The organism is Actinoallomurus sp. NPDC050550, from assembly GCF_040655075.1.
Taxonomy (GTDB): Bacteria; Actinomycetota; Actinomycetes; order Streptosporangiales; family Streptosporangiaceae; genus Actinoallomurus.
The window spans coordinates 196,472-221,467 of sequence record NZ_JBFAJC010000007.1; the positions used below are offsets into that span (position 1 = coordinate 196,472).

Genomic DNA, 24,996 nt, shown 5'->3' on the forward strand with positions numbered 1-24,996 from the left:
CCACCGCTCGCGCGCGGCGGTCAGGGCGGCGGTCAGGGGCGGCGGGCGGCCAGGAACTCCCCCAGCCTGCCGATCGCCTCTTCGAGATCGTCGGCGTGCTGCAGGGTGACGATTCGCAGGTGATCGGTGTCGGGCCAGTTGAAGCCGGAGCCCTGCACGACGAGGATCTGCTGCTCGTCCAGCAGCTCCAGCACGAACCGCCGGTCGTCCTCGATGGGGTAGACCTCCGGGTCCAGGCGCGGGAAGACGTACAGCGCGCCGGACGGCTTCGCGCAGCTCACGCCGGGGATCTCGTTGAGGAGCCGCCAGGCGCGGTCGCGCTGCTCGTGGAGCCGGCCGCCGGGAAGGATGAGGTCCTTGATGCTCTGGTGCCCGCCGAGCGCCGCCTGGATCGCGTGCTGGCCCGGCACGTTGGGGCACAGCCGCATGTTGGCGAGCATGTCGAGGCCCTCGATGTAGGACTCCGCGTGGTCCTTCGGCCCGGAGACCACCATCCAGCCGGAGCGGAAGCCACAGACGCGGTAGGCCTTCGACAGGCCGGAAAAGGTCAGGGACAGCACGTCCGGGGCGAGCGGCGCGATCGAGACGTGCTCGGCGCCGTCGTACAGGATCCGGTCGTAGATCTCGTCAGCGAGGATCAGCAGGCCGCGCCGCCGGGCCAGCTCGGCCACGCCCTGCAGCAGCTCACTGGAGTACACCGCGCCGGTCGGGTTGTTCGGGTTGATGATCACGATGGCCTTCGTGGCCGGGGTGATCTTCGCCTCGAGGTCCGCCACGTCGGGCATCCAGCCCTGCTTCTCGTCGCAGAGGTAGTGCACGGGCGTGCCGCCGCCGAGGGACACCGCCGCGGTCCACAGCGGGTAGTCCGGCGCCGGGATCAGCACCTCGTCGCCGTTGTTCAGCAGTGCCTGCATGGCCATGACGATCAGCTCGGACACGCCGTTGCCGAGGTAGACGTCCTCGACGTCGAGCCCGGGGAACCCCTGCTGCTCGTAGTGCTGCACGACCGAGCGGCGGGCGGACAGGATGCCCTTGGAGTCGCTGTAGCCGTGCGCGACCGGCAGGTTGCGGATGACGTCCTGGAGGATCTCATCCGGGGCCTCGAAGCCGAACGTCGCGGGGTTACCGATGTGCAGCTTGAGGATCTGGTGCCCCTGGGCCTCCAGCTCCATGGCGCGTTTGAGGACCGGGCCCCGGATGTCGTAGAGGACGTTCGCGAGCTTGTCCGACTGGCTGACCTGCATGGAAACACCCTAACGGGGCGTCCCCGAGCCCGTCGCGAGGATTACCGCGCCACGCTTGTGCCGTCTGTCACCACTTCTGCCAGTAGTACAGGGCCCGCTCGACCATGTGGCGCTTCCCCGCGTACGGGCTGTCGAGCGTGGCGACGTTGGCGATGAGCGGAGCCGCCTCGCGGCGATGGATCAAGGGCCTGTCAGGATCGCCGTGCCGTGCTCCGGGCAGCGTCCGACGGTCACGCCGGCGGAGTCCTCCGGGACCACGGAGCACAGCACCGGCCGGCGGCGCAGCGCGGTGATCAGCAGGGCGCTGTCCCGGCTCCCGGCGTGGTAGCGCCGCCACAGAAGATGCGGCCGCCCGCAGGACGGTGCTGTCGCCGCGAAGTCGCCGAGACGGGGGTCGTGGGCGAGCCGTACGGCGGGCCGCCGCCCGGCGATCTCCACCGCGTCACCGCCGACGATCTGCGCGGCGGTGCCGCGCACGACCGGGAGGACGTCGGCGGTCTTCGGCAGCGCGGGCACGACCTCGGCCAGGTCCTCGCTCGTGCCGACGACCACGACCCGGTTCGCGATGGTCGCGAGCTCCACGGCCGGGAGGTTGAGCAGCCGCCGCCGTTCCTCGTCCACGACGTCGGCCCGCGACGACAACAGGGCCGCGTAGCGGGGGCCGAGGCGGCCCAGCGCACGCCAGTCCACCATCTCCCGCCGTGCTTCCAGCACCGGCAGGACGCGGGACAGCGCACCCGCCTCCCGCAGCGCCGAGGCGAGCATCGCGGGCTCGCCGAGCCACGGCGAGGGGGCGCGGTCGGGCAGCCAGGGCCGGCCCAGCGGGAACAGGCGGAACAAGTGCGCGGTGAGATCGGCGGAGGCCACCGGCACCGGCTCCTCCAGCACCCGACCGGCGACCGCCCACTGCTCGCGGTAGTACGGAACCTGCTGGAAGGCCTGGTCGACGACACGCCGCCGGGCGGCCTCCCAGCGCTCGGAAGAGAACCGGTTCATGTGCCCCCTCTCGACAGCACGAAATTCCACCACAAAATTGCGCGATACCGTGCGATCCTTTGCCCATGATCGGCGTCGAGTTACAGGACCCGCTCCGCGATCCGGAGCCGTCCGGCTGGGCGGACTTCCGGCGGCGGGAGAACCTCGCGGCCACGTGGGACTACCAGGCGCTCCATCACGCCTCCACGTCCTGGGCGCCGGTGATGCTCGCGGTCTTCCGGCAGGGCGAGAAGATCGTGGGCGCCGTCGGAGCCGTGTACCGGGGGGTCCGCGTGTCCCGGCCGCCCCGGCGTCGACGCGAGCCGCTCGTGGTGGACGTTCGGCTCCCGGGCGAGGGAAACGGGCGGCCCACCTGGCACTTCTCCGCCGACGTCCCGCCCGATGCCCGGGCCGGCCTGATGCGCGCCTACGAGCGGGCGGCCGTTCGCCGGCTCGGTGTGGGTACGACCGGCTTCGTGTACCGGCACGTGCCGGTGGACGAGGTGACCGCGGTCGCACGGCGCGGCGTGCTCCTCCGGGAGACGGCGGGCGACACGGAGCTGACGCTCGGCACCGTCGACGACTGGCTGGCCGGCCTCGGAGCCGGCCGGCGTAAGGCCCTCCGCCGCCGCCGGCGGCGGATCGACGAGGACCTGACGGTCGTCATCGGGCGGGCCCGCACCGACGTGGACGCCGACCAGCTCGCCCGGATGGTCAACCGGCACGTCGCCGCGCGCACGGGGCGCATCGATCGACGCGCTCCCCTACCGCCCTCGTACTTCGCGGCGCTCACCGCGCACGACGACGTGTCGACCCTCACCTACACCCAGGCGGACGGACGGCTTCTCGCCACCGGGATGTTCCTGCACCATCCGACGCGCCCGCAGCTCAGCTGGTGGGCGAGCGTCCCGCCGGAAGAGGGCGGCCGCGGTCACCTCTACTTCGACTGCTACGGACGCTTCGTGGAGTACGCCGTGGCGGCGGGCGCACAGGCCCTTTCCGCCGGGCGCGGAGCCGACGAGCACAAGCGCGAACTCGGCTTCGCCGTGGTGCCGGCCCGGCTCGTCATCGTCCCGCGATGGGCCGCCGGATGACGGTCGAGCTGGAGGTGCTGGATCCCCGACACGACCCGGAACCCGTGTACTGGCGGGAACTGCTCGCCGCGTCGCGCCGCCGCGCCGTCTGGGAGTACGACCAGCTCGGGATCGCGGCCTGGACCGCCCGGTCCCCGTTACTCCTGTTCGTCCTGCACGACGGCTCGGCGCCGGTCGGAGCGGTCTGCGCCACGCTCCTGGGCCCCCGACGGCACCGTGGGTCGTACGCGCCGCCGACGGGCGGTCCCCGTGTCGGCGTCCTCCAGGTCGCCCTGCCCGGGACCAACGCGGAACGCGGCTGGTGGTTCGCCGACGACCTCGCGCCGCGGGATCGCCGCACCCTGCTGACGACGTACGCCGGCCTGATGCGCCGGCGGCTCGGCCGGACCTGGCGGGGTCTGGTCTGGCGGCAGGCCGGCGCGGCCGACCTGCCCTCCCTGCCGGGCCGCGTCCGGCTCGTCCACGCGGTCCACCCGGTGGCACGGCTGCCGATCACCTGGCCGAACGTGGAGGGATGGCTCGGTTCGCTGCGGCCCGGGCGCACGGGCGACCTGCGCCGTCAGCTCCGCCAGATCACCGCCGACGCGACGGTGCTCCCCGCGATGGGGCCGGCGCGCGAGCTCGTGACCGCCCTCGAGGTGGCGCTGCTCCGCCGGGAGAACGAGCTGAAGTACGACGCCGCGCCGCTGCCCGTGCCGTACATCGAGGGACTGATCCGGCAAGAGGGCACGCTCGCGGTGACGTACCGCGACCTGACCGGACGGTTGCTCGGGGTGGGGCTCGTTCTGGACCACCCCGGGTGGCCGCTCTACCTGACCTGGGGGGCGCTTCCCGTACGACGCGGCGGTCGGCGCCATCTGTACTTCGATGGCATGACACGGGTGATCGGCTGGGCGATCGGCGCCGGGAAGGCCGGTGTGGTCCTGGGAAAGGGCAAACCCGAGCTCAAGAGCGACCTCGGCGCCGAACTGCTCCCGACCTACGCGATCGCCGCAGCGGGCTGAGGGGAGGCGTCGATGGCACTGGACGTCGTGGTCATCGATCCGGTGCGCGAGACGGTTCCGGCCGAGTGGCCGGAGCTGGTCCGGGCGGCCGGGCTGCCGGCCATCTGGCACGACGATCTCCTGGTGCGCCTGGCGTGGTTCGCCCGGCAGCCGGCGTACATGGCGCTGGTGACGGACGGCGGCACGCCGTGCGCGCTCTTCCACGCGCGTCACCGGGGCGCGCGGCCGCCCCGGAGGTTCCGCGGCACGTCCCCGCGCCTCCTGCCGGGGCTCGTCGAGTGCCACCTGGCGCCGTACGTCACGACTCCGGGCTACGCGTTCCACCCGGAGTCGGGAACCGCCGAGCGCGCGGCGGCGGTCAAGGCGTTCGAACGGGGCATGGCCCACCGGTTGGGCCTGCGCTGCGCGGGCGTCGTCTACCGCCAGGTGATCGACGAGGACAGACCGATCTTCCGCGGCCACGTGATCCGCCCCGGCGAGCCCGAGGCGGTCGTCGACAACCGCTGGGGCGGCGTCGAGGAGTACCTGCGCGACCTGCCGGGAGACGACCGCCGGCACATGCGGCGCGTCGAACGCCTGGTGAGCGAGGATCCCGGGGTGCGGGCCGCGGTGGAGACCTCGATCGACGGCGCCGACGCCGGGCGGTTGCTCAGTGTCGTGCAGCACCGCTACCGGGGCCGCTTCACCGTCCCGGTACCCGTTCCGGCGCTGTACTTCGAGATGTTGTCCGGACGCCCCGGGATCCGCTTCCTCACCTATCGGCGCCCGGACGGCGAACTTCTCGCCTACGCCCTGCAGGTCGACGACGGCCGGACGCTGCTCTGCCAGGGCTGGGGCACCCGCGATCGATCCGATGGCGGACGCCCGCACCTGTACTTCGATCACTTCCTGCGGCAGGTGTACCAGCTGATCGAGGACGGAAGAGAGAAGATGATCATGGGGAAGTCGATGTACGAGCTCAAGCGCCGGTTCGGCGCGCGGCTCTCGCCCCTGTACGCGGCGGCGACCCTCCGGTGATCGAGGTTCCGTGTGCCCAGTGCGGCCGTCCCGGCCCGGACGTCATCAGGCTGCGACGCCGGACGGTCCGCTACTCCTGCCGGTCGTGCGGCGCGGTGATCAGTGCCCGGCGCGCGGACGTCGAGGCGGGACGCGGCCTCTGGCGACGCGACGCCGCGCCGCGGTTGGCTCCGGTCGACGGTGACCCGCTGCTGGCCTTCATGCCGCCCCGCATGGTCCGCTGGCTGCGCGAAGGCGACCAGAAGCCGGCCGAGGCACCGGACCGCCGGACGCTGACGCGCTGGTACGCCGAGTTCGACCGGTTCACGGCGCAGGCCCGCGACTCCGCCGAAGCGCGGAAGAGCTTCGCGCGGCTGAGCGAGGTCCCGCTGGACGAGCTGCCCATGAAGCCCACTCCGTTCACGAAGGTGATCGGGGCGCTCAACGCCTCCTTCTACGACGCCGACGCCGCGGTGGCGCACCTGGTCGCCCAGGGCAATGACCCGGGGACGGCCGTCGAGCGGACCCGGCACGCTCATCGATGGTTCACGACGGAGGGCCGGCCCGCCACGTGGATCGACGCGGAGGCGCCGCCGGAACCGGACCTGGTCCGCGTCAAGGCGCTGCTCGAGCCCGGAGGATTGGCCGAGGGCCTTCGCGGGGAACAGGTCGGAGTCTTCTTCGCCGTGCTCTTCGGGGTGGCGAAGGGCCCCTCCGCCCGCAGCGTCGTCGAGACGTTCTCGGTACCTCGCGTCGAGGCGGCCGTCCGCGCCTATCTGGAGAACGGCGCACGCCCCCTCCGCGACGCCGTCCTGGCCGCTCTGGAACCGGACGCGGGCGAGGAGCCCGCCGACGGCGCGTCATGACATGACCGAGACGCTGCCGTCCACCGCGGTTCCCGAACGCGTCCGGCTCTGGACGGTGGCGTCGCTCATCGCCGGCCGGAGCGCATACCGCGTGGCACTGTACGCGGCCGGGATCCTCCTGCTCGCCGCCTGGGGGTCGGCGCGGTTCGCGCCGTACGCGGCGGCGCTCGGCACCACCAGCTGGCTGACGACGGTCGTCCAGATGGGGCCGGAGAAGGCCGCCCTGAAGCTGCTGCCCCGCGCCCGGCGAACCCACGGAGATCTCGTCGCGGCGCTACGGGCCTTCGCGCTGCTGGCGCCGATCCTCCTCGTGGGCGCGGCGGCCGTCGCGGTGGTGGCCGCGCCGCAGTCGCGCGTCGCGTTGTACGCCCTCGCGGCCGCACAGGCCACCGCCCTCGGCTCGGTGCTTCTCGGGGTCGCGCTGCACCGGGCGCTCGGCCGGCCGCGCAGCGACACGCTGACCTTCCTGCTCCTCGCGCTGGGCACCGTCGTGCTGATCGGGCTCGCCTACGCACCGGGCATCCCGCCGGTGGCCTACCTGACCGGGCAGCTCGTCCTCACGCTGGCCGCCCTCGGCCTGCTGTTGCGCCGCCCGGCGCCGAAGCGGCGCCCCCGCCCGGGGGTCCGGCGCCTGCTCACCGCGACGAGCGTGCTCATGGGTACGCCCGAGGTGCTGATGAACGCCGGGACCAGCGTGCTCTACGTGGAGCTGACGGCGGGCACCCACGCGGGGCAGAGTTCGGAGCTCTACCTGGTGCTGCAGGGCTGGGCGGTGATCATCGCCTTCGTCTACTTCCTCCAGCGGCTGCTTCAGCCGCGCCTGTCGGCCCGGCTCGCGATCGATGGCGCCGCCGACGGCCGGGCCCGGATCGCGCGGCTCGCGCGCCCGGTGGTGGCGCTCGGCGCGGGCTGGCTCGTCGCCGCCACGGCACTGCTCGCCGCGTTCCCCACTTCCGTGACCGATCTGCCTCCGATTCGGCTCACCGTCCTGCTGGCCGTGCTGATCGTGACCCGGATCCCGGCCTACCTGCTGATGAGCCAGGTGACGTTCGTGCTGGAGAACACGGACGCGGCGGGGCTGCGGACCAGCGCGCGCGGCGCGGTGTTCAGCATGCTCACGGTCGCCGGGGTGGGCGCGGTCGCAACGCCGCTGCTCGGCGCGGCGGGCGCGGTCTATGCCCTGGGCGTCAAAGAACTTGTTCTAGCCCTTAACGTCGCATATCGGCCTCGCCCGAAAAGGCTAACAAGAAGACCGCACAAATAGTCAGGGATTTGAACAGGATCCAAGGCGACAAAAGATCTTTTCTTCGCGCACGCCGGATGCTATGTTCCCGTCCAATCCTCGCTATTTACCCTTGAAAAGCCCGAGGCCGTGCGAACCACAAGTTCGCAACACGGCGGATGCTGCGCGGCGTGGCGCAGAAGGGAATGAGGCGTGTCCGACCAGGTATCCGGCATGATACTTCCGTCACTCTCCGCGCAACCGCCGAAAGGGATGCGACGATCCGCACCGACCGGCGAGGTGACCGCCGAATGACCGGCCTCACCGTCATCGTGCCCTGCTACAACGAGGGCGCACAGGTCGAGGAGGCGCATCGCGCGATCGGCGAGGCGTTGCAGGACGTGTCCGATCTGGAGTTTCTTTTCATCGACGACGGCAGCACGGACGACACCCTGACGCGAATACGGAATGTGGCCGCCGACGATCACCGCGTCACCTATTTGTCGTTCACTCGGAATTTCGGGCTCGAGGCCGCACACGCGGCCGGTGCTCGATATGCCGCCAAGCCATGGTGCGTCCAAATCGATGCCGATCTGCAGGCACCACCGGAGGAGATCCGGAAATTAATCGCCAAGGCGGCCGAAGGCTATGACGTGGTCTTCGGGATCCGCGAGGACCGCGACGACCCGTTCATCCGGCGCATCGGCTCGAACGGCATGCACTGGGCGGCGCGCCGGCTCTTCGGCATCGACGTTCCACGCGGCGCGTCCTCCTTCCGGGTCATCCGCACCTCGGTCGCCCGTACCATCGCCGACCTGCGCTTCGGCACGCCGTACTTCATCGCCGCCGTCCCGCTGGTCGGGGCCCGCTACGCGCTCGTGCCCACCGAGCACCGGCCGCGTACCGCCGGTGAGTCCAAGTTCCGGGTGACCCGCCTGATCGGCTACAGCTTCGAGCTGTTCTTCAGCTACTCGTGGCGCCCGTTCCTGTACGTCTACCTCGCGGCCGTGGTGGGCGTGCTCGCGACGCTTCTCGGCCTCGGCTCCGTCGGCGCCGCGCTGGCGCTCGCCTGCGTCGCGGTGCTGGCGCGATACCTCCACCGCTTCATGCGCGACCAGCAGCCCTCTCGCCTCTTCTACGTACGCGAGGCGAACGTGGAACTGCGTCACGAGGACACGATCGACGGCGGAACGGGCCGTCCGACGCCGCCCGTGGCGTTCCAGGACGACGAGACCGCCCGCCCGGCACCGCCTCCGGCTCTTCGGGAGGTGGCCTCGTGACGGCCGCGAACATCCGGTCTGGGCCCTCAGGTGCCGCGCGATGACCGACCTGCTCATCCTCGGCGCGAGCGAAGAGCAGTTGCCGCTCTATTGGGAAGCGCGCCGCCGCGGCATCCGGACCATCGCGGTGGACCAGCGCCGGGACCGTCCCGCACTGCGGGTCGCGGACGAGTTCCTGCACGTGACGACCCGGGACGCCGGCGCGATCATCGCCGCGCTGGGCGACCGGCGGCCCACCGCGGTGGTGTCCGCGGCGAGCGACGCGGCCCTGATGACCTGGCACGAGCTGTGCGCGTACTACGCGACGCCCTACCGGTACCCGCGCCAGGCCGCGGTCGTCTCGCTAGACAAGGCGGCGTTCCACACGATGGCGAGGAGCGCGGGCGTCGACGGTCACGCGTGGACCCGTGCCTCGGATCCGGCCGACCTGATCGACGCGGCCCGCAGCCTGCGCTTTCCCCTGATCGTCAAGCCGAACGACGGCTCGGGCGGCAAGGGAGTCCACCGCGTCGACCGGCCGAGCGAACTGGGCCGCGCCTTCGCCCATGCCCGGGCGTACTCCCTGGACGGCGACGTCATCGCGGAGGAGTACGTCGAGGGCCGCCATCTGGTCGTCGAACTCTTCCTGCGGGACGGTGCGGCGATGTTCGCGGCCGTCATGGAGAAACGGCTCGTCCCCGACACGGACTTCATGGTCGCCGGCCACGTCTGCCCGGTCTCGATTCCCGGCGCCGACCGCCTCATCGGCTTGGTCGTACGCCTGTGCGCGGCCATGGGCCTGCGCGACGGCCCGGCCGACTTCGACGTCGTCGCGGCGGAGGACGGCGAGTTCCGGATCATCGAGGCGGGCGCGCGGCTGGGAGGCAACGGCATCTCCCACCTCCTGCGCGCCTGCTACGGGATCGACAACGTCGCCGCGTTGATCTCGCTCGTCATGGGTGAGGCGTTCGACATCGTGCCCGGTCCCCCGCGTCCGTCGATGCTGCGCCTGCTCGCGTCGCCTCTCTCCGAGGAGGGGGAACTCGCCGACCTCGCCGGGCTGGACGCCGTACGCGCGATGCCCGGCGTGGCCGGCCTCGACGTCTACGTCCGCCCCGGCGACCTGGTCCGGCCGTTCACCGAGTCCGGCCACAAGGTCGGCCACCTGGTGACCACCGGAGCGTCCGACGCGGAGACCGGCCAGGTCATGGCGCGGGCCCTGGAGACCCTGCGGATCGTCGTCGTCCCGACACCACTGCTCGCCACCCAAGGAGAACCGGATGCCCACGTCTGAACAGACCGCCGACACGTCCGTGGAGGAGGTGCCGGTCCGCGCCGCCCGTACGTCCTTCGTGCGCGCCAACGCGGTGACGATCGGTCTGTTGCTGACGGCACTGATCCTCGCGGGGATCATCTGGTTCGCCGTCCCCCACCAGCACAAGATCAGCTCGCTCTGGCTGTTCCTGTTCGAGCTGACGCCCTTCCTGGCGGCGGCCGGCGCGATCGCCTGGCTCGACGTCGACTGGGCGCGCCGGCTCCGCCTGCACCTGGTGGTGATCCCGGCGGCGTTCCTCGCGATGTTCTGCTTCTTCGTGCCGCGGATCTTCTACTACGCGGGGCGGGACGGCGATCAGCTGTACTACCACATGCTGACCCTGGTGCCGCTGATCATCTTGTCGCTCTGCCTGTCCTACCGGCTGGGCGGCGGCACGCGGACCGGCACCCTGCGGCTCGGCGGCGCGCTGCTCCTCCTCCAGCTGTCCGGCCTGGAGGACCTCGCGTACATCCTGGTCAACCCGCATACCGACCCGAAGTGGCAGCACGTCCCGGACGTGTGGACGTGGGCGTACCACATGTCGGTGTTCATCGGTCACGCGCCGACCAAGTACCAGGCCTACGCCTTCATCACCGTGCACGTCGTGCTGGCGCTGCTCGTGCTGTTCCTCCCCGGCCGCGCGGTGGCCCCGCTCCTGCGCCGCAACCGCTGACCGGAGCCGCGGCAACGTCCGGCGCGCCCACCGAGGGCACGCCGGACGTTGCCGTACCAGGCGATAAATGCCTCGAGAACGGCACCAGATCGGGCCCGGCTCCTTGGACGTGCCATCCAATAGTGTGACCGGGGCAACAAACAAGCAGGCTTGATTGCATGTTTGTCGGCGTCTACCGTCGAGGCATGTCAGTGACCAGCCGCCGACGACACGGCCGGGTGCCGCGCCGCGCTCCCCGTACGCAGGAGGAGCGGCGTGCGGAGACCCAGGCCCGCCTGCTCGACGCGACGGTGGCGTGCCTCGCCGAGCTGGGCTGGTCGAGCACCTCGACGACCGAGGTGGCCCGCCGCGCCGGCGTCTCGCGGGGCGCGCAGCAGCACCACTACCCCACGAAGATGCTGCTGGTCGCGGCCGCGCTCGAGCACCTGCTGGAGCGGCAGCGGATCGCGTTCGAGCGGGCGTTCGCCGCGTTGCCGGCGGAGCGCCGCAACGTCGAGGGCGCACTGGACCTGCTGTGGGAGATCTTCCGGCAGGCGCCCGCGCTGGCCCTCATGGAGCTGGCGATGGCGGCCCGCACGGACGAGACGCTGCGCGAGCTGAGCATCGGCATCAACGAGCGGATCATCCAGGTCATCCTTGAGGAGTTCCAGCGGCTCTTCCCGGAGTCGGTGGACGAGGAGACCGCGGGGACGCTCATCCGGACCGTGTTCGCCATGTTCGTCGGCCTGACGCTGCAGAATTCCCTCGACGACGACGCCAACGGCCACCAGGCGGCGGTGCTCACGCGGATCAAGAGCCTGGCCCGCCTGCTCATCCCCTAAGGGAGGAGTGTCATGCCCAATCCCCCGAGCAAGACGTTGGACGAGGAGATCCGCGCGAAGGTCTCCGACCGCGCGGCCTACACCAGTGTGATCGAGCGCCTGTCGAAGGCGTCCGTCGACAAGCACTGGGACGCCTACGCCGACATCCCCTGGGCCGACCCGGACTTCGCGCTCGATCCCGACGACCCCCGCTGGATCCTGCCGCCCGTCGACCCGCTCGGCCGTACGGAGTGGTACCGCTCGCAGCCCCCGGACGTGCAGTCCCGGATCGGCCTGTGGCGCGTGGCCACCATGATGAAGATCGGCCTGCAGTTCGAGAACCTGCTCAAGCGCGGGCTGCTGAGCTACGCCTACCGGCTGCCGAACGGATCCCCGGAGTTCCGCTACGTCCTGCACGAGACGAGCGAGGAATGTCAGCACGCGATGATGTTCCAGGAGTTCGTCAACCGGACCGAGATGCCGATCCGCGGCATGCCCAAGGCCCTCGACCTCCTCGCCCAGATCTTCCCGCACGTCCCCAGGATCTCGACGGAGCTGTTCTTCATCTTCGTGCTGGGCGGCGAGGACCCCATCGACTACGTCCAGCGCAAGACGATCAAGGACGGCGACGGGCTGCATCCGTTGCAGGACACGATCATGCGGATCCACATCGCCGAAGAGGCGCGGCACATCTCCTTCGCCCGCCACTATCTGCGCCACCGCGTGCCCGCGATGAACCCCGTCCGCCGCAGGGCGCTCGCCGTGGCCACGCCCCTGGTCCTCGGCCGGATGGCGCGGATCATGCTCGCTCCCCCGGGCCCGATGGTGAAGTACTTCGGCATCCCGAAGGAGGTCGTCCGCGAGGCGTACCGCACGGACGCCTGGTCCGCGGAGCTGAAGGCCTGCGTCGCCAAGGTCCGCGACCTCGCCGCCGAGCTCGGCCTGCTGAACCGCGTCAGCACGCGGGTGTGGAAGGTCGTCGGCCTCTGGGACACCCCGAAACCGCGCCGGGCCCGAGCGGCCCGCTGAGACCCGTACGAGGAGTCCATCCATGACCTCCCGGATCGCCATCGTCACCGGCGGAGCCTCCGGCATCGGCCGGGCCATCGCGACCGCACTCGCGGCACGCGGCGACACCGTGACCGTGGCCGACATCGACGCCGACGGCGCGAAGAAGGTCGCGGACCGGCTGTCCGCGCACGCGAAGGTCGCGGCCGCCGCCCTCGACGTGACGGACGCGGACGCGGTCGCCGCGCTGTACCGGTCGGTCCGGGAGGAGCACGGCCGCCTGGACCTGGTGTTCAACAACGCCGGCATCGCGGTCGGCGGGCTGACCGAGGAGCTGACCCTCGACCACTGGAACCGCACCATCGACGTCAACCTGCGGGGCGTCGTCCACGGCGTGCACGCGGCGTACCCGATCATGCTGGAGCAGGGGCACGGGCACATCGTGAACACCGCGTCGATGGCCGGCCTGGTGCCCGCGCCGCTGATGCTGCCCTACACCGCCACGAAACACGCGGTCGTCGGGATGAGCCTCGCGCTCCGCGCCGAGGCGGCGAGCCGGGGCGTACGGGTCAGCGTGATCTGCCCGGGCTTCGTGGACACGCCCCTGCTCGACAACGCCAACCCGGACCTGCCGGAGACCGAGGCCGCGAAGAACGCCCGGCAGGCGGCGCAGCGCGTGCAGCGCAGGCTCTACACCGCCCCGGAGCTGGCCCGGGACGTGCTGCGGGGCGTCGACCGCAACGACCCCCTCATCGTGGCCCCCGCCTCGTCCCGCGCGGCGTGGCTGGCCGCCCGGTTGTGGCCCCGAGGCGCCGTGCGCGTCGCCGGCCTCAGCGTACGGCGCATGCGCGGCTTCGCCCGCTGAAGCGTACGGTTCCAGGCGGCCGGCGCCGGGTCCGGGAGGCCGCTGTCAGCGTTCCTCGCCGGCCGGGAGCTCCTCGGCAGGTGGCGATGGCAGGCGCGGGTAGTGCAGGTCGAAGGCGGGGCGCTCGGAGCGGATCCGCGGGATCGAGGTGAAGTTGTGGCGCGGCGGCGGGCATGAGGTCGCCCACTCGAGGGAGTTGCCGAAGCCCCACGGATCGTCGACACCGACGCGCGGCGCCTTCCGCGCGGTGATGAACACGTTCCAGAAGAACACCAGCGTGGAGGCCCCCAGCAGGAACGCGCCGATGCTGGAGACGAGGTTCAGCGGTGCGAACTCCCGGGCGTAGTCGGCGACCCGCCGCTGCATCCCCTCGGCCCCGAGCCAGTGCTGGACCAGGAACGTCGTGTGGAAGCCGATGAACAGCATCCAGAACTGGATCTTTCCGAGCCGGTCGTTGAGCATCTTCCCGGTCATCTTCGGCCACCAGAAGAAGAACCCGGCGAACATGGCGAAGACGACGGTCCCGAAGACCACGTAGTGGAAGTGCGCCACCACGAAGTACGAGTCGGTGACCTGGAAGTCCAGCGGCGGTGAGGCGAGGATGACGCCGGTCAGCCCCCCGAACAAGAACGTCACGAGGAATCCGATGGCCCACAGCATCGGTGATTCGAAGGACAGGTGTCCTCGCCACATCGTGCCCGTCCAGTTGAAGAACTTCACCCCGGTCGGGATCGCGATCAGGAACGACATGAAGGAGAAGAACGGCAGCAGCACCTGGCCGGTGGCGAACATGTGATGCGCCCAGACGGCCATCGACAGGCCGGTGATCGCGATGGTGGCGGCGACCATGCCGATGTACCCGAACAGCGGTTTCCGGCTGAACACCGGGATCACCTCGGTGATGATCCCGAAGAACGGCAGCGCGATGATGTACACCTCGGGGTGTCCGAAGAACCAGAACAGGTGCTGCCAGGTCATGGCACCGCCGTACTGGGCGTCGAACACGTGTGCGCCGAGCTTACGGTCCGCCTCCAGGACGAGCAGCGCCGCGGCCAGCACCGGAAAGGCCATCAGGACGAGGACGCTGGTGAACAGGACGTTCCACGTGAAGATCGGCATCCGGAACATCGTCATGCCCGGCGCCCGCATTCCGACGATCGTCGTGATGAAGTTGACCGCGGTCAGGATGGTGCCGAGGCCCGACAGCACCAGCCCCATGATCCATAGATCCCCGCCGATTCCGGGCGATCTGACCACGCTGTTCAGCGGCGCGTACGCGGTCCAGCCAAAGCTCGCCGCGCCGCTGGGGGCGAACGCCGAGGCGAGCACGATCAGCCCCCCGAGCAGGAACAGCCAGTAGCTCAACATGTTCATACGCGGGAACGCGACGTCCGGCGATCCGATCTGCAGCGGCATGATGACGTTCGCGAAGCCGGCGAACAACGGCGTCGCGAAGAGCAGCAACATGATCGTCCCGTGCATCGTGAACAGCACGTTGAACTGCTCCCTGCTCACGAACTGCAGGCCCGGCTTGGCCAACTCCGCGCGCATGAGCATGGCCATCAGACCCGCGACCAGGAAGAAGCCGAACGAGGTCGCCAGGTAGAGCTGACCGATCACCTTGTGATCGGTCGACGTGAGCCACGCGACGACTTGTTGCCCCTTCGTGCGGGGCCGAGACCGCGCTGCCGCGGCCGGGGGCGTACGACCGAGTAGGACCATGAGGTCTCCCCTGCCCTGAGGCATCGCCGCAATCCACTATTCGCCCTCGTCACGCGACACGCAAGAGCGCTGCTCCATGTCCACATGTGGCCCTCGGTTCCCGATTCTTGCATCTATTTCATAACGTCTCTTGATTCACGGGAGCCCCACCGAAATCCTCGCGACGCGGCGATCATTCCGCCGCTCACGAAAGGACGGGTGGATGTCCCGAGACGGACGACGTCGTCGTGCGCTGACGGCCGCGGCCCTGGCTCTGCCGCTCATCGCGGCGGGCCTGGCGGCCACGACCACAGCGCAGGCGAACGACCGCAGACCGGTCGCCGGCACCAAGCCCACTTGGGCGCGTGCCTCCGCCGACCGTGGCAAGACCAGCGACGAGCAGCGGCTCGACGCGAGGATCTGGCTGGCCGGCAAGGACCCCAAGGGCCTCGACGCCTACGCCCAGGCGGTCTCCACGCCAGGCAGCCCGCAGTACCGCAAGTTCCTCAGCCCCGCCGACTTCAACGCCCGCTTCGGCCCCTCGGCCGAGCAGGTGAACTCCGTGAAGTCCTGGCTGACCTCCTCGCACCTGCAGGTCGACGCCGTCAACAGCCATTACGTCCACGTCACGGGGCAGGTCGCCCAGGCGAAGAAGGCGTTCGGCACCGACTTCCGCAACTACGCCGCCGAGGGCGCGGTCGTCCGGGCGCCCTCCGGTGAGGCGACCGTCCCCGCCTCGGTCTCCTCGGCCGTGCTCACGATCACCGGCCTGGACAGCGCCAAGCACGTCCGGGTCCACGGCGACACGCTGCCCCCGCCCGAGCCGAACTACTGGGTCGCCCAGCCGTGCGCGCAGTACTACGGGCAGAAGGTGGCCACGGCCCAGCCGAAGGCCTACGGGAAGCACCAGTCGCGCGCGATGTGCGGCCTGCTGCCCAAGCAGCTGCGCGGCGCGTACGGCGCCACGGCGAGCGGGCTCACCGGCAAGGGCGCGACGGTCGCCATCGTCGACGCCTACGCCGCGCCGAAGATGCTCGAGGTCTCGAACATCTACTCCAAGAAGTACGGTGAGCGGCCGTTCGCCAAGGGCCAGTACCAGGAGGCCCTGCCCGCCACCTTCGACAACACCGACGCGTGCGGTGCGGCCGGGTGGTACGGCGAGGAGGCGCTCGACGTCACGGCCGTGCACGCGGTGGCACCCAAGGCCAACGTCGTCTACGTCGGCGCGCAGAACTGCCTCGACACCGGACTCGACGACGCCCTCATCAAGATCGTCGACAATCACCTGGCCGGCATCGTCAGCAACTCCTGGGGCGACCTGTCGGAGCACTACACGCCGGCGATGATCCAGGCGGAAGAGTCGATCTACAAGCAGGGCGCGATCGAGGGCATCGGCTTCTACTTCTCCACCGGTGACTGCGGCTACGAGGTGCCCAAGACGCCGTGCCAGGCGCGCTACGGCGACAGCGGGTCGACGAAGCGCCAGACGGACATGCCGGCCTCCGACCCATGGGTGACCGCGGTCGGCGGCACCAGCCTCGCCGTGGACGGCCACAACCGGTACGCGTTCGAGACCGGTTGGAACATGAGCAACGACAACCTGTCCAAGGACGGCAAGACGTGGGACCCGGCGCCTCCCGGCCAGTACCCGGCCGACTACGCCGGCGGCTCGGGCGGCGGCACCAGCGAGCTGTTCACGCAGCCCGGCTACCAGCGGGCGGTCGTGCCGTCGTCGCTGAGCCGGACGCTGCCGGACGGTTCAAAGGCGGCCAAGCCGATGCGCGTCATCCCGGACATCTCGGCCGTCGCCGACTCGACGACGGGCATCCGCTACCCGATCTGGGCGCAGCTGCCGGACGGCACGTTCGGCTACGCCGAGAGCCGCGTCGGCGGCACCAGCCTCGCCTGCCCGACCATCGCCGGCCTGCAGGCGCTCGCGCAGCAGCGCCAGGGCGGCGCGCCGCTCGGCTTCGCCAACCCGGCGATCTACCTGCGGGCGGGCAAGGGCCTGTACCACGACGTGACCGACCACCCGCTCGGCAAGAACCCGGTGGCCTTCGTACGGACCAACTACACCGACCCGTACGGCAAGAAGGGCCCGCTGGTCTACGTCCTGCGCACCACCGGCAACTACGGCATCCCCAAGGGTGACGCGCTGCCGGCCGTCCGCGGCTACGACAGCATCACCGGCGTCGGCACCCCGACGGCGAGGTACCTGCTGTCCTACCGGTTCTAACCGGTCACAGTCGGCAGCTTGGGGCCGGGTGCGTTCACGCGCCCGGCCCCTTCGCGTTGCACGGGACCTGCTTTGACGTCGGTTTTGACGTAGCAGGCCCGTCAAAACCGGTCATCGCCCCGTCAAGGTCGGTGGCAACGTGACCATGACAGCGGCAAAGTCACCGTGGGTCACGTCCCGACCACGGCCACCCGTCAGGCGTCAGAGGGAAGCCGCTGCGGAGACGCCGCGAGAGGACCGATGCTGGGCGCAACATCCCGACACTGTGTGTCGCCGGATGGTCGGGACGAGCCGGAGGATGGGGACGTGGCCAGTGAGCAGACGCTGCCGTCGTGGGCGGCGCGGTTACAAGCGGAGCGAGAGCGGCGTTCGTGGAACAAGCACGAGATGGCCCGCCGGCTACAGAAGGCCACCGGTCGGCCGTATCCGCCCGTGACCTCGCTGGTCCGGCAGATCCTCGGCTGGGAGAAAGGCGAACACTTCCCCCGTGACTGGACGGCGGCCTACGCGTGGCGTTCGATATGGCCGAAGACGATCTGTTTCCGCCATCCAGCCGCCCGACCACCAGCGGGGAGGACGACATGCGACGGCGCGCTCTCCTCGGGGTCGCCGCTGTTGCCGGGCTGCATCGAGGTCGGCGTGTGCTCGAGGCGCTTCACCTGATCAACGGCTGTAATTTCGACGCCGTCGCGGACAGCCTCGGGGAGCTCGTCGAGCACTATGCGCTGGCCGTCTGCGCCATGCCTCCTGCCGAGGCATACGACGAGCTCATCGCCGTACGGTCGTATGTCGACGACATCCTGAGAAGCAACAAGACCGCACAATGGCACAAATGGCGCCCGTCGATATTGCTGTCGAACGGTACCGCCGGGTAATCCATGCCCTCAGGACCCTGCTTCCCGAAGTCGGGCCTTTCTATGCCATATCGTGGGAGCCGGTATACTCGGGAGAACTGGTCACCCGTGACCGCTGGCCGGGGATCCCAGACGGCCGACGGAGAGTCATCCGCGAATGGCAGGAAGTGTCGCGCCGCCTCATTGACGGCTCCTTCCAAGCGGTCACCATCTCCGACGGCGCATGGCATTGAGTACAGGCGAGAACATCGGCGCCGCCTGCTTCATCGACCTATGACACTGACTTCGCGCGTCCAGGCTGCCAGACGCTATCGTTCCACGTGATCTCAGCCTCGGGAGGGTGTCGGATGTGCGTGTCGACAGCGGCGTCACAGTTCTCGGGCACGATTCTGTATCACGGTCAGACCAGGCATCCCGAGCACGGCCGGGTCCATGTGCTGGGCTATCAGAACACCGCTGTCAACCTGGCGAGCGGACCGAACGCGATGCTCCTGCACGTGCCCGCCACCGGCATGACCCCGGCGAACTTCGTCGACACCCGCCACTGCCCGCGCGTCCTGCGCGACATGGTCGACGCCATCGCTCCCCCGACCCGCGGTTGGCGGCCGATGCCAGAGGGCTGCGTTGCGATGGCCGGCGGACCACCGCCCGTCCAGATCTTCGACCATGACATCTACACCGTGGTACTGGCCACCGACCCCACCCTGATCCCTCAAGCGCTGGAACAAGTGCCCGAACACCGACGGATCCAGCCCAACACACCACTGTTCGGCTTCTACGCTGCTCGCTATCCCGGGCATGCGATCATCGTGTGCTGTTTCGATAACACCGAGGCGAGATCAGCCAACCCACTGCTCATGTGGTACCGACCGCACAGCCTCCGCCACTTCGTACTACCGGCGCTGGACTGCCACACCGGAGGCGTTCCCGATCTGACCGCGCACGTCCCTACCGACCACTGGGTCATCCTCGGACGTGACAACCCCCCAACCTCGTGGGGTGTCCCGGTCACCTACACCGCCGACGACAGCCGTGCCGGACATGGGCGGCACCCGGGCCGGCACGGACCCGCCGCGCCATACCTCCCAGCCCGTGTGATCGGCGCACGCTTCACCAACACCATGCCGAACGGGGACTTCACCATCCCGTACACCGACGTCATGCGAGGCGACCTCGACGCTCTCCGCCGCACCACGGCCGCCGCCGCGTGACCACTGGAAATCTCTGGCCTCGGCTTACCCTCGTATGACGGAGTGGAGTTGCTCGCGGGCGTCGTGCATCTCCGGCACTGCGGCCCAGCGGCCGGACATCCGGTAGACGCTCTCGATGTGGGTGGTGACCCGCGCGGACGACACGAGCGGGGCGATCCGGGCCAGTGCGGTCATCCGGACGGCCGCCAGGGACGCGTCGTCCGACCGCAGCGCCGCTTCGACCTCCCACGCCTGGTAGGCGACGGCGAGGAGGGCGGAGCACTGCGCGCTGAGGCGCACGGCCTCGGCGATGGTGGCGCGGGCGACGTCGTACTCGCGCATACCGAGCAGCGCCACCCCGACGTTTCCGAGCATGTCGGCCGTCTCGTACGCGGGCAGCCCGTGGACGGTCAGGGCCTCGTCGAGGACCTCTCGTGCCGTGCGTTCCCGCCCGGGCAGCAGGGCGAGCGAGCGGCCGAGGCGCAGCCGCAGCCACGCCTCGCGCGCCGGCGGCAGGTCGCCGAGCCGCAGGCCCCGCCGCGCGTACATCGCGCCGCGGTCGCCGCGCCGCTGGTCGATGTTGACGCGGCTGAGCGTGCTGTACGCGTCGGCCTGGGCACGGACGCTGCCGGAGCGGCGGGCCAGTTCGAGGGCGAACGCCCCGGTCCGCTCGGCCGCCGGATAACGCCGTGAGTCGTAGAGGACGCGCGCGGCCTCACCGGCCAGGTCGGAGGACGCCTCCTGGAGCGCGCGATCGGACCCGCCCACCGCCGGGCCGACCTTCCGCAGATGCCGCAACGCCGTGGCGACGACCGGGGTGCCGCCCTGCTGGTACCGGTCGTGCGCGAGCCGTTCGGCGAGGTGCCGTACGTAGCCCGGGTCCTGATAGGGACCGACCTTCGGGGAGGGAACGAAAGTGATGGATGCTGCCGTCGCGACGAACTCTCTGCGCCTCACGGGATCGTCCTCCGAAATGGGCGATATGCGTACCTCCCAACCTACGCGGCTCAGAAGTCGTTCCGTTCGTCCGATTCCCGGGTCGCGAATCCCGCGCGACGCCTGGGACACCCAGCTTTGAGATACCCCCAGCTCGCGGGCCAGATCCAGTTGTGACCAGCCGCGCCGGCCCATGATCGATCGAAGTGCCTCAGGGAGGCCGTGACCGTCCATATTCGGAGAGTAGTGCGTATCGCACTCGCCCGCTACCGCCCTCACCGATCAGCATGCATCATTTCCAACAAAGGGCTGGACTTGCCGAAACAGGCTCATTGACCAGCTGAAATAGCAGGTGTCGACGGCCTGTTCGAAGACCGGCGATTCCGGAAGGGAACAGCGATGGGCGCACGCCCCACTCCCCACCGCGAAGCGCTCGAACACGCGCTCCGCACGCTCGCCGACGAGGTGAGCGGGCTCGGGCTGCACGCCACGATCACCGGGCCCCTGACCCTGTCGGTGCGCGGCGACGCACCGGCGCCCGACCTCGGCGACGGCGTCGCCCACCTCTTCGAGCCGGCGGCGCCGCTCAGCCAGTCCGTCACGATCGAGTCCCGCGGGGGCCGGTTGTGGTGGTGCTGGGTGTGGACCGACGCCGAGCGCGGCGGTCACGACTCCGAGCCGATCCTGCCGGTGGAGGAGGTCGACGAGGTGGCGCGGCGCATCCGCACCGTCGTCGCCCTGCCGTCCGCCACCTGACCGGGCACCGGCTCAAGCGTCGTCGCCCTGCCGTGACCGGGCTCCGGCTCAGCGAACGCGGTAGCGCTCGGCGTCGGCCCGTTTGAACTCCAGGCCGAGGCCGGGAGCGTCGTCGCGCGGGCGGATGGAGCCGCCCTTCGGCGACAGCGCGCCGTCGAAGAGCATCGACTCGATCCGCATGTGGTCGTGGAACCACTCGATGTGGCGGGCGTTCGGGATCGCGGCCATCGCGGCCGCGTGCAGGTGCGGGGCGCAGTGCGCGGACAGGTCCCTGCCGTGCGCGCGGGCCAGGCCGGCGACGCGCAGGAACTCGGTGATGCCGCCGACCCGGGTGACGTCGGCCTGCGGGCAGTCGACGGCGTCGATGATCCTGGCGAAGTACGGCAGGTCATAGCCGTACTCCCCGGCCGCCACCTCGCATTCGACGGCCGCGCGGACCTCCCGCAGACCGGCCAGGTCGTCGGAGGAGACGGGCTCCTCGAACCACCGCAGATCGACGTCGGCGGCCTGCCGGGCGACGCGGATCGCCTGTTTGGCGGAGTACGCGCCGTTGGCGTCGGCGTACAGCTCCACGCCGCCGCCGATGATCTCGCGGGCGAGCTCGAGGCGCCGCAGGTCGCGGCTCTCCCGGGTCCCCCACGCCTCACCGATCTTGATCTTGACGCGGGGGATGCCGAGATCGCCGGCCCAGCGCCCGAGCTGCTCCCGGGTCCGGGCCGCGTCATAGGTCGTGAAGCCGCCGGAGCCGTACACCGGCACCTCGCTGCGGACGGCGCCGAGGAGCCGGTGCAGCGGGACCCCGAACGTCCGGGCCCGCAGGTCCCACAGCGCGCAGTCGACCGCGGAGATCGCCATCGAGCAGATCCCCGGCCGCCCGGCGTTGCGGACCGCCCGGCACATCGCCTCGTGCGACGCGGGGACGTCCTCGCTCACCACCGGCGCCAGCTCCGAGGTCACCACGTCGGCGATCGCGGTCGGGCCGTACGTCCAGCCGATGCCGTGACGGCCATTGGCCCGCACCTCGACGAGGACCATCGTCGTCGACGTCCACTCGAGCGAGCCGTCCGCCTCGGGGCCGTCGGTCGGGATCGTGTACGCGGCCGCGGAGAGCCCGATCACGTGAGCACCTCCGCCAGGAGTTCGGCGAGGTGGACCGGCCGGGCCGGGGTCCGATGCTCGATCTGGGTCCGGCAGGAGAAGCCGTCGGCGAGGATCCGGGTGTCGTCCGCGGCGTTCCGTACGGCGGGCAGCACTCCGAGCTCGCCGACGTCGACCGACACGTCGTGGTGCCCGCGTTCGAAGCCGAAGTTGCCGGCGAGGCCGCAGCAGCCCTCGTCGAGGACCTCCGCCTCGATCCCGACGCGCTTCATCAGCTCGCGGTCGGCGTCGAATCCCCAGATGGCGTGCTGGTGACAGTGCGGCTGGGCGATCGCGTGGATCCCGGTCCCGTGCGGCGGCGCCGTGACGAACCCGGAGGCCCGGTCCAGGAGGAACTCCGACAGCGAGTGCGTCTGCTTCGCGAGCCGCTCGACGTCCTCCGACACCGGCTCCCCGGCCAGCAGTTCGGGCGCGTCGGAGCGGAACACGGCCGAGCAGCTGGGCTCCAGGCCGATGACGGGCACACCGCGGCGGAGCCGTGGCGCGAGGGCGCGGACGGTGCGCCGCAGCACGCGGGCGGCCGTGCCGAGCTGGCCGGTGGAGATCCAGGTCAGCCCGCAGCACAGCGGGACGGGCGGCACCTCGACGCGGAACCCGGCCGCCTCCAGCACCCGTACGGCGGCCTTGCCCGCGTCCGGGTGGAAGTTGTTCGTGAACGTGTCCGGCCACAGCACCACCGGATCGCCGTCCCCCTGCGATCCCCGTCGGGCGAACCAGTCGATGAAGCGCTCGGACGCGAAGGAGGGCAGCTCCCGGTGGCGGTCGACGCCGCCGGCCCGCTTGACCACGCGGTTCAGACCCTTGGCGTGCGTCAGGGCGTTCACCGCGCGCGGCGCGGCCGACGCCATCCGAGCCCACAGCGGCAGCCAGCCCATCGAGTAGTGCGCGAGCGGCCGGGGCCGCCACCGGTAGTGATGGGACAGGAACTCGGCCTTGTACGTCGCCATGTCCACGTTGACGGGACATTCGCCGCGGCAGCCCTTGCACGCCAGGCACAAATCGAGGGCGTCGTGCACCTCCTGCGACCGCCAGCCGTCGGTGATCACGTCACCGCGCATCATCTCCATGAGGATGCGCGCGCGGCCGCGCGTGGAGTGCTCCTCCTCGCCGGTGACCCGGTAGCTCGGGCACATCACGCCGCCCGAGGAGGACCGGCACTTGCCGATGCCGACGCAGCGGGCCACGGCATGGGTGAACCGGTGATGGTCATCCGGGTAGGAGAAGTGGGTCCGGGGCTCGGCGGGGTCGTAGTCGAGGTGGTCGAGGTTCTCGTCGAGACGGTGGACGCGCCCGCCGGGCGGGGCGGCGACCTTGCCCGGGTTCATCCGGTCCTCGGCGTCGAAGATCCGCTTGTAGCGGCCGAACAGCTCGACGATCTCGGGCCCGAACATGATCGGCAGGAGTTCGGCGCGGGACTGACCGTCGCCGTGCTCGCCGGACAGCGACCCGCCGTACGAGGCCACCAGGCGGGCGGCCCGCTCGACGAACCGGCGGTACCTGCCGACCCCGCCGGGGTCCTCCAGATCGAAGGCGATGCGGGTGTGCACGCAGCCCTGCCCGAAGTGCCCGTACAGCGAGGCCTGCCCGTAGTCGAACTCGGTGAGCAGCGCCCGGAAGTCGCGCAGGTAGTCGCCGAGGCGGTCGGGCGGGACGGCGGCGTCCTCCCAGCCCTCATGGGTGTCGGGATGGCCCGGCGGGTACGCCGTCGCGCCGAGGCCCGCCTCGCGGATCTTCCACAGGCGCTCCTCCTCGGCGGGATCGTCCATGAAGACCACGTGAGGGTCGTGCTCGCTCCCCCGCAGGTCCTTGATCATCTGCTCGGCTCTGGCGTCGGCCTCCTCACGCGTGTCGCCGCCGAACCGGACCATCAGCCAGCCCGAGCCCTCCGGCAGGCCCTCGAGGGCCTCCTTGCCCGCGGCGTTCTCGGCGCGGGCGATGTCGATCAGCGTCTCGTCCAGCCCCTCGAGCGCCAACGGCCGGTGGCTCGCGACCCTGGGCACCGCGTCGCCCGCCCGGAAGATGTCGGGATACCCCATGACGGCGAGCGTCTGGTACTTCGCCACCGGGAACAGCTCGATCTCCGCCTGCAACACGGTGACCAGCGTGGACTCGCTGCCCACGAGCGCCCGCGCCACGTTGAAGCCCCTCTCCGGGAGCAGCGAGTCGAGGTTGTAGCCGGACACCCGGCGCGGGATGTCGGGGTACCGGGTGCGGATCAGGGCCAGGTTCTCGTCACGCAGCTCACGCATCGCCCGGTAGATCTCCGCGCGGCGGCCGCCCTCGGTGAGGATCTTCTCGTACTCCTCGTCGGAGGTCTCCCCGACCCACATCCGCACGCCGTCGTAGGTGAGCACCTCCAGGCGGATCACCGAGTCGACCATCTTGCCGTACGCCTGGGCCGAGGCGCCGCACGAGTTGTTGCCGACCATCCCGCCGATCGTGCAGGTGTCGTGGGTGGATGGCTTCGGCCCGACGTGCAGGCCGTGGGGCTTCAGGCGGTCGTTCAGGTCGTCCAGGCAGACGCCCGGCTCCACCAGCGCCCGCCGACGGCTCTCGTCCAGCCAGACCAGCCGATCGCAGTACTTCGACCAGTCGATGACCACGCCTTCGTTGCAGCACTGCCCCGCCAGGCTCGTCCCCCCGCCCCGCGAGAGCAGCGGCGTCCCGTGTTCGCGGCACACCCGGACCGCCTCGACGGCGGCCTCGACGCAGTGGGGCACCACCACCCCGATCGGCGTCTGCCGGTAGTTGGACGAGTCGTGTGCGTACGCCGCGCGCGAACCCGCGTCGAACCGGACCTCCCCGTCGACCCGCGCCTCGAGATCTCGCTGAAGGCTGCTCATA

22 protein-coding genes are annotated in these 24,996 nt (G+C 70.5%); 16 read left to right on the forward strand and 6 right to left on the reverse strand.

Annotated elements, in window-relative coordinates:
• Positions 1 to 32: 32 nt before the first annotated feature.
• On the reverse strand, positions 33 to 1,244 hold the full coding sequence (locus tag AB0I04_RS12915) for a pyridoxal phosphate-dependent aminotransferase (RefSeq protein WP_360882927.1): 1,212 nt from the start codon (positions 1,242 to 1,244) through the stop codon (positions 33 to 35).
• Positions 1,245 to 1,424: 180 nt separating this feature from the next.
• Positions 1,425 to 2,240 (reverse strand): hypothetical protein, encoded by an 816-nt coding sequence (locus AB0I04_RS12920; protein WP_360882930.1) that lies wholly within the window; start codon positions 2,238 to 2,240, stop codon positions 1,425 to 1,427.
• 65 nt (positions 2,241 to 2,305) lie between these two features.
• On the opposite strand from AB0I04_RS12920, the gene AB0I04_RS12925 reads away from it, so the two are divergent.
• The 11 genes from AB0I04_RS12925 to AB0I04_RS12975 all read left to right on the forward strand — a co-directional run bounded on the left by AB0I04_RS12925 (position 2,306) and on the right by AB0I04_RS12975 (position 13,321).
• Complete coding sequence (locus AB0I04_RS12925) at positions 2,306 to 3,313, forward strand: GNAT family N-acetyltransferase (protein WP_360882933.1); 1,008 nt, start codon at positions 2,306 to 2,308, stop codon at positions 3,311 to 3,313.
• Positions 3,298 to 4,317 (forward strand): hypothetical protein, encoded by a 1,020-nt coding sequence (locus tag AB0I04_RS12930; RefSeq protein WP_360882936.1) that lies wholly within the window; start codon positions 3,298 to 3,300, stop codon positions 4,315 to 4,317. Before AB0I04_RS12925 ends, AB0I04_RS12930 begins: the two co-directional genes overlap by 16 nt.
• Positions 4,318 to 4,329: 12 nt before the next feature.
• The gene (locus tag AB0I04_RS12935; protein ID WP_360882939.1) at positions 4,330 to 5,334 is read left to right on the forward strand and encodes a GNAT family N-acetyltransferase; all 1,005 of its coding nucleotides are present in this window, start codon (positions 4,330 to 4,332) and stop codon (positions 5,332 to 5,334) included.
• Positions 5,331 to 6,179 (forward strand): hypothetical protein, encoded by an 849-nt coding sequence (locus AB0I04_RS12940; protein WP_360882942.1) that lies wholly within the window; start codon positions 5,331 to 5,333, stop codon positions 6,177 to 6,179. The genes AB0I04_RS12935 and AB0I04_RS12940 overlap by 4 nt, the downstream gene beginning before the upstream one ends.
• 1 nt (position 6,180) lies before the next feature.
• Positions 6,181 to 7,443: a hypothetical protein gene (locus AB0I04_RS12945; RefSeq protein ID WP_360882944.1), complete on the forward strand. Its 1,263-nt coding sequence runs from the start codon at positions 6,181 to 6,183 to the stop codon at positions 7,441 to 7,443.
• A gap of 269 nt (positions 7,444 to 7,712) precedes the next feature.
• Positions 7,713 to 8,681, forward strand: a complete 969-nt coding sequence (locus AB0I04_RS12950) for a glycosyltransferase family 2 protein (RefSeq protein WP_360882947.1) — start codon at positions 7,713 to 7,715, stop codon at positions 8,679 to 8,681.
• A gap of 40 nt (positions 8,682 to 8,721) precedes the next feature.
• Entirely contained in the window at positions 8,722 to 9,954 is a 1,233-nt protein-coding gene (locus AB0I04_RS12955) for an ATP-grasp domain-containing protein (protein ID WP_360882951.1), read from the forward strand.
• Positions 9,941 to 10,648, forward strand: a complete 708-nt coding sequence (locus AB0I04_RS12960) for a hypothetical protein (RefSeq protein ID WP_360882953.1) — start codon at positions 9,941 to 9,943, stop codon at positions 10,646 to 10,648. Before AB0I04_RS12955 ends, AB0I04_RS12960 begins: the two co-directional genes overlap by 14 nt.
• Positions 10,649 to 10,833: 185 nt before the next feature.
• Complete coding sequence (locus AB0I04_RS12965) at positions 10,834 to 11,469, forward strand: TetR/AcrR family transcriptional regulator (RefSeq protein WP_360882956.1); 636 nt, start codon at positions 10,834 to 10,836, stop codon at positions 11,467 to 11,469.
• A 12-nt stretch (positions 11,470 to 11,481) separates the two neighbouring features.
• On the forward strand, positions 11,482 to 12,477 hold the full coding sequence (locus tag AB0I04_RS12970) for a diiron oxygenase (protein WP_360882957.1): 996 nt from the start codon (positions 11,482 to 11,484) through the stop codon (positions 12,475 to 12,477).
• A 22-nt stretch (positions 12,478 to 12,499) separates the two neighbouring features.
• Positions 12,500 to 13,321 carry an SDR family oxidoreductase gene (locus AB0I04_RS12975; protein ID WP_360882960.1) on the forward strand — a complete coding sequence of 274 codons (822 nt, stop codon included), beginning with the start codon at positions 12,500 to 12,502 and terminating at the stop codon, positions 13,319 to 13,321.
• Positions 13,322 to 13,366: 45 nt separating this feature from the next.
• Here the strand turns inward: AB0I04_RS12975 and ctaD are convergent, their stop codons facing one another.
• Positions 13,367 to 15,043 (reverse strand): cytochrome c oxidase subunit I, encoded by a 1,677-nt coding sequence (gene ctaD / locus AB0I04_RS12980; protein ID WP_360882963.1) that lies wholly within the window; start codon positions 15,041 to 15,043, stop codon positions 13,367 to 13,369.
• 202 nt (positions 15,044 to 15,245) lie between these two features.
• Here ctaD and AB0I04_RS12985 point away from each other — a divergent pair, with 202 nt between their 5' ends.
• The 4 genes from AB0I04_RS12985 (at position 15,246) to AB0I04_RS13000 (ending at position 19,323) form a co-directional block, all read left to right on the forward strand.
• Entirely contained in the window at positions 15,246 to 17,258 is a 2,013-nt protein-coding gene (locus AB0I04_RS12985) for a S53 family peptidase (RefSeq protein ID WP_360882967.1), read from the forward strand.
• 306 nt (positions 17,259 to 17,564) lie between these two features.
• Positions 17,565 to 17,921 (forward strand): hypothetical protein, encoded by a 357-nt coding sequence (locus AB0I04_RS12990; protein ID WP_360882969.1) that lies wholly within the window; start codon positions 17,565 to 17,567, stop codon positions 17,919 to 17,921.
• Positions 17,900 to 18,133: a hypothetical protein gene (locus AB0I04_RS12995; protein WP_360882971.1), complete on the forward strand. Its 234-nt coding sequence runs from the start codon at positions 17,900 to 17,902 to the stop codon at positions 18,131 to 18,133. The genes AB0I04_RS12990 and AB0I04_RS12995 overlap by 22 nt, the downstream gene beginning before the upstream one ends.
• A gap of 326 nt (positions 18,134 to 18,459) precedes the next feature.
• Complete coding sequence (locus AB0I04_RS13000) at positions 18,460 to 19,323, forward strand: hypothetical protein (RefSeq protein ID WP_360882974.1); 864 nt, start codon at positions 18,460 to 18,462, stop codon at positions 19,321 to 19,323.
• Positions 19,324 to 19,347: 24 nt separating this feature from the next.
• Here AB0I04_RS13000 and AB0I04_RS13005 read toward each other — a convergent pair whose 3' ends face one another.
• Complete coding sequence (locus tag AB0I04_RS13005; protein ID WP_360882977.1) at positions 19,348 to 20,259, reverse strand: hypothetical protein; 912 nt, start codon at positions 20,257 to 20,259, stop codon at positions 19,348 to 19,350.
• A 378-nt stretch (positions 20,260 to 20,637) separates the two neighbouring features.
• On the opposite strand from AB0I04_RS13005, the gene AB0I04_RS13010 reads away from it, so the two are divergent.
• Positions 20,638 to 20,994 (forward strand): hypothetical protein, encoded by a 357-nt coding sequence (locus tag AB0I04_RS13010; RefSeq protein WP_360882980.1) that lies wholly within the window; start codon positions 20,638 to 20,640, stop codon positions 20,992 to 20,994.
• A 48-nt stretch (positions 20,995 to 21,042) separates the two neighbouring features.
• Here AB0I04_RS13010 and AB0I04_RS13015 read toward each other — a convergent pair whose 3' ends face one another.
• Entirely contained in the window at positions 21,043 to 22,113 is a 1,071-nt protein-coding gene (locus AB0I04_RS13015; protein ID WP_360882983.1) for an enolase C-terminal domain-like protein, read from the reverse strand.
• A complete protein-coding gene (locus AB0I04_RS13020) occupies positions 22,110 to 24,995 on the reverse strand; it encodes an FAD-linked oxidase C-terminal domain-containing protein (protein ID WP_360882986.1) in 2,886 nt (961 codons plus the stop codon). The genes AB0I04_RS13015 and AB0I04_RS13020 overlap by 4 nt, the downstream gene beginning before the upstream one ends.
• Between the last annotated feature and the right edge of the window lies 1 nt (position 24,996).

Bases quoted from the DNA above. Each gene is read 5' to 3' on its own strand.
- AB0I04_RS12915 (WP_360882927.1), bottom strand. From the start codon at position 1,244: ATGCAGGTCAGCCAGTCGGACAAGCTCGCGAACGTCCTCTACGACATC.
- AB0I04_RS12920 (WP_360882930.1), bottom strand. From the start codon at position 2,240: ATGAACCGGTTCTCTTCCGAGCGCTGGGAGGCCGCCCGGCGGCGTGTC.
- AB0I04_RS12925 (WP_360882933.1), top strand. From the start codon at position 2,306: ATGATCGGCGTCGAGTTACAGGACCCGCTCCGCGATCCGGAGCCGTCC.
- AB0I04_RS12930 (WP_360882936.1), top strand. From the start codon at position 3,298: ATGGGCCGCCGGATGACGGTCGAGCTGGAGGTGCTGGATCCCCGACAC.
- AB0I04_RS12935 (WP_360882939.1), top strand. From the start codon at position 4,330: ATGGCACTGGACGTCGTGGTCATCGATCCGGTGCGCGAGACGGTTCCG.
- AB0I04_RS12945 (WP_360882944.1), top strand. From the start codon at position 6,181: ATGACCGAGACGCTGCCGTCCACCGCGGTTCCCGAACGCGTCCGGCTC.
- AB0I04_RS12950 (WP_360882947.1), top strand. From the start codon at position 7,713: ATGACCGGCCTCACCGTCATCGTGCCCTGCTACAACGAGGGCGCACAG.
- AB0I04_RS12955 (WP_360882951.1), top strand. From the start codon at position 8,722: ATGACCGACCTGCTCATCCTCGGCGCGAGCGAAGAGCAGTTGCCGCTC.
- AB0I04_RS12960 (WP_360882953.1), top strand. From the start codon at position 9,941: ATGCCCACGTCTGAACAGACCGCCGACACGTCCGTGGAGGAGGTGCCG.
- AB0I04_RS12965 (WP_360882956.1), top strand. From the start codon at position 10,834: ATGTCAGTGACCAGCCGCCGACGACACGGCCGGGTGCCGCGCCGCGCT.
- AB0I04_RS12970 (WP_360882957.1), top strand. From the start codon at position 11,482: ATGCCCAATCCCCCGAGCAAGACGTTGGACGAGGAGATCCGCGCGAAG.
- AB0I04_RS12975 (WP_360882960.1), top strand. From the start codon at position 12,500: ATGACCTCCCGGATCGCCATCGTCACCGGCGGAGCCTCCGGCATCGGC.
- ctaD (WP_360882963.1), bottom strand. From the start codon at position 15,043: ATGGTCCTACTCGGTCGTACGCCCCCGGCCGCGGCAGCGCGGTCTCGG.
- AB0I04_RS12985 (WP_360882967.1), top strand. From the start codon at position 15,246: ATGTCCCGAGACGGACGACGTCGTCGTGCGCTGACGGCCGCGGCCCTG.
- AB0I04_RS13000 (WP_360882974.1), top strand. From the start codon at position 18,460: ATGTGCGTGTCGACAGCGGCGTCACAGTTCTCGGGCACGATTCTGTAT.
- AB0I04_RS13010 (WP_360882980.1), top strand. From the start codon at position 20,638: ATGGGCGCACGCCCCACTCCCCACCGCGAAGCGCTCGAACACGCGCTC.
- AB0I04_RS13020 (WP_360882986.1), bottom strand. From the start codon at position 24,995: ATGAGCAGCCTTCAGCGAGATCTCGAGGCGCGGGTCGACGGGGAGGTC.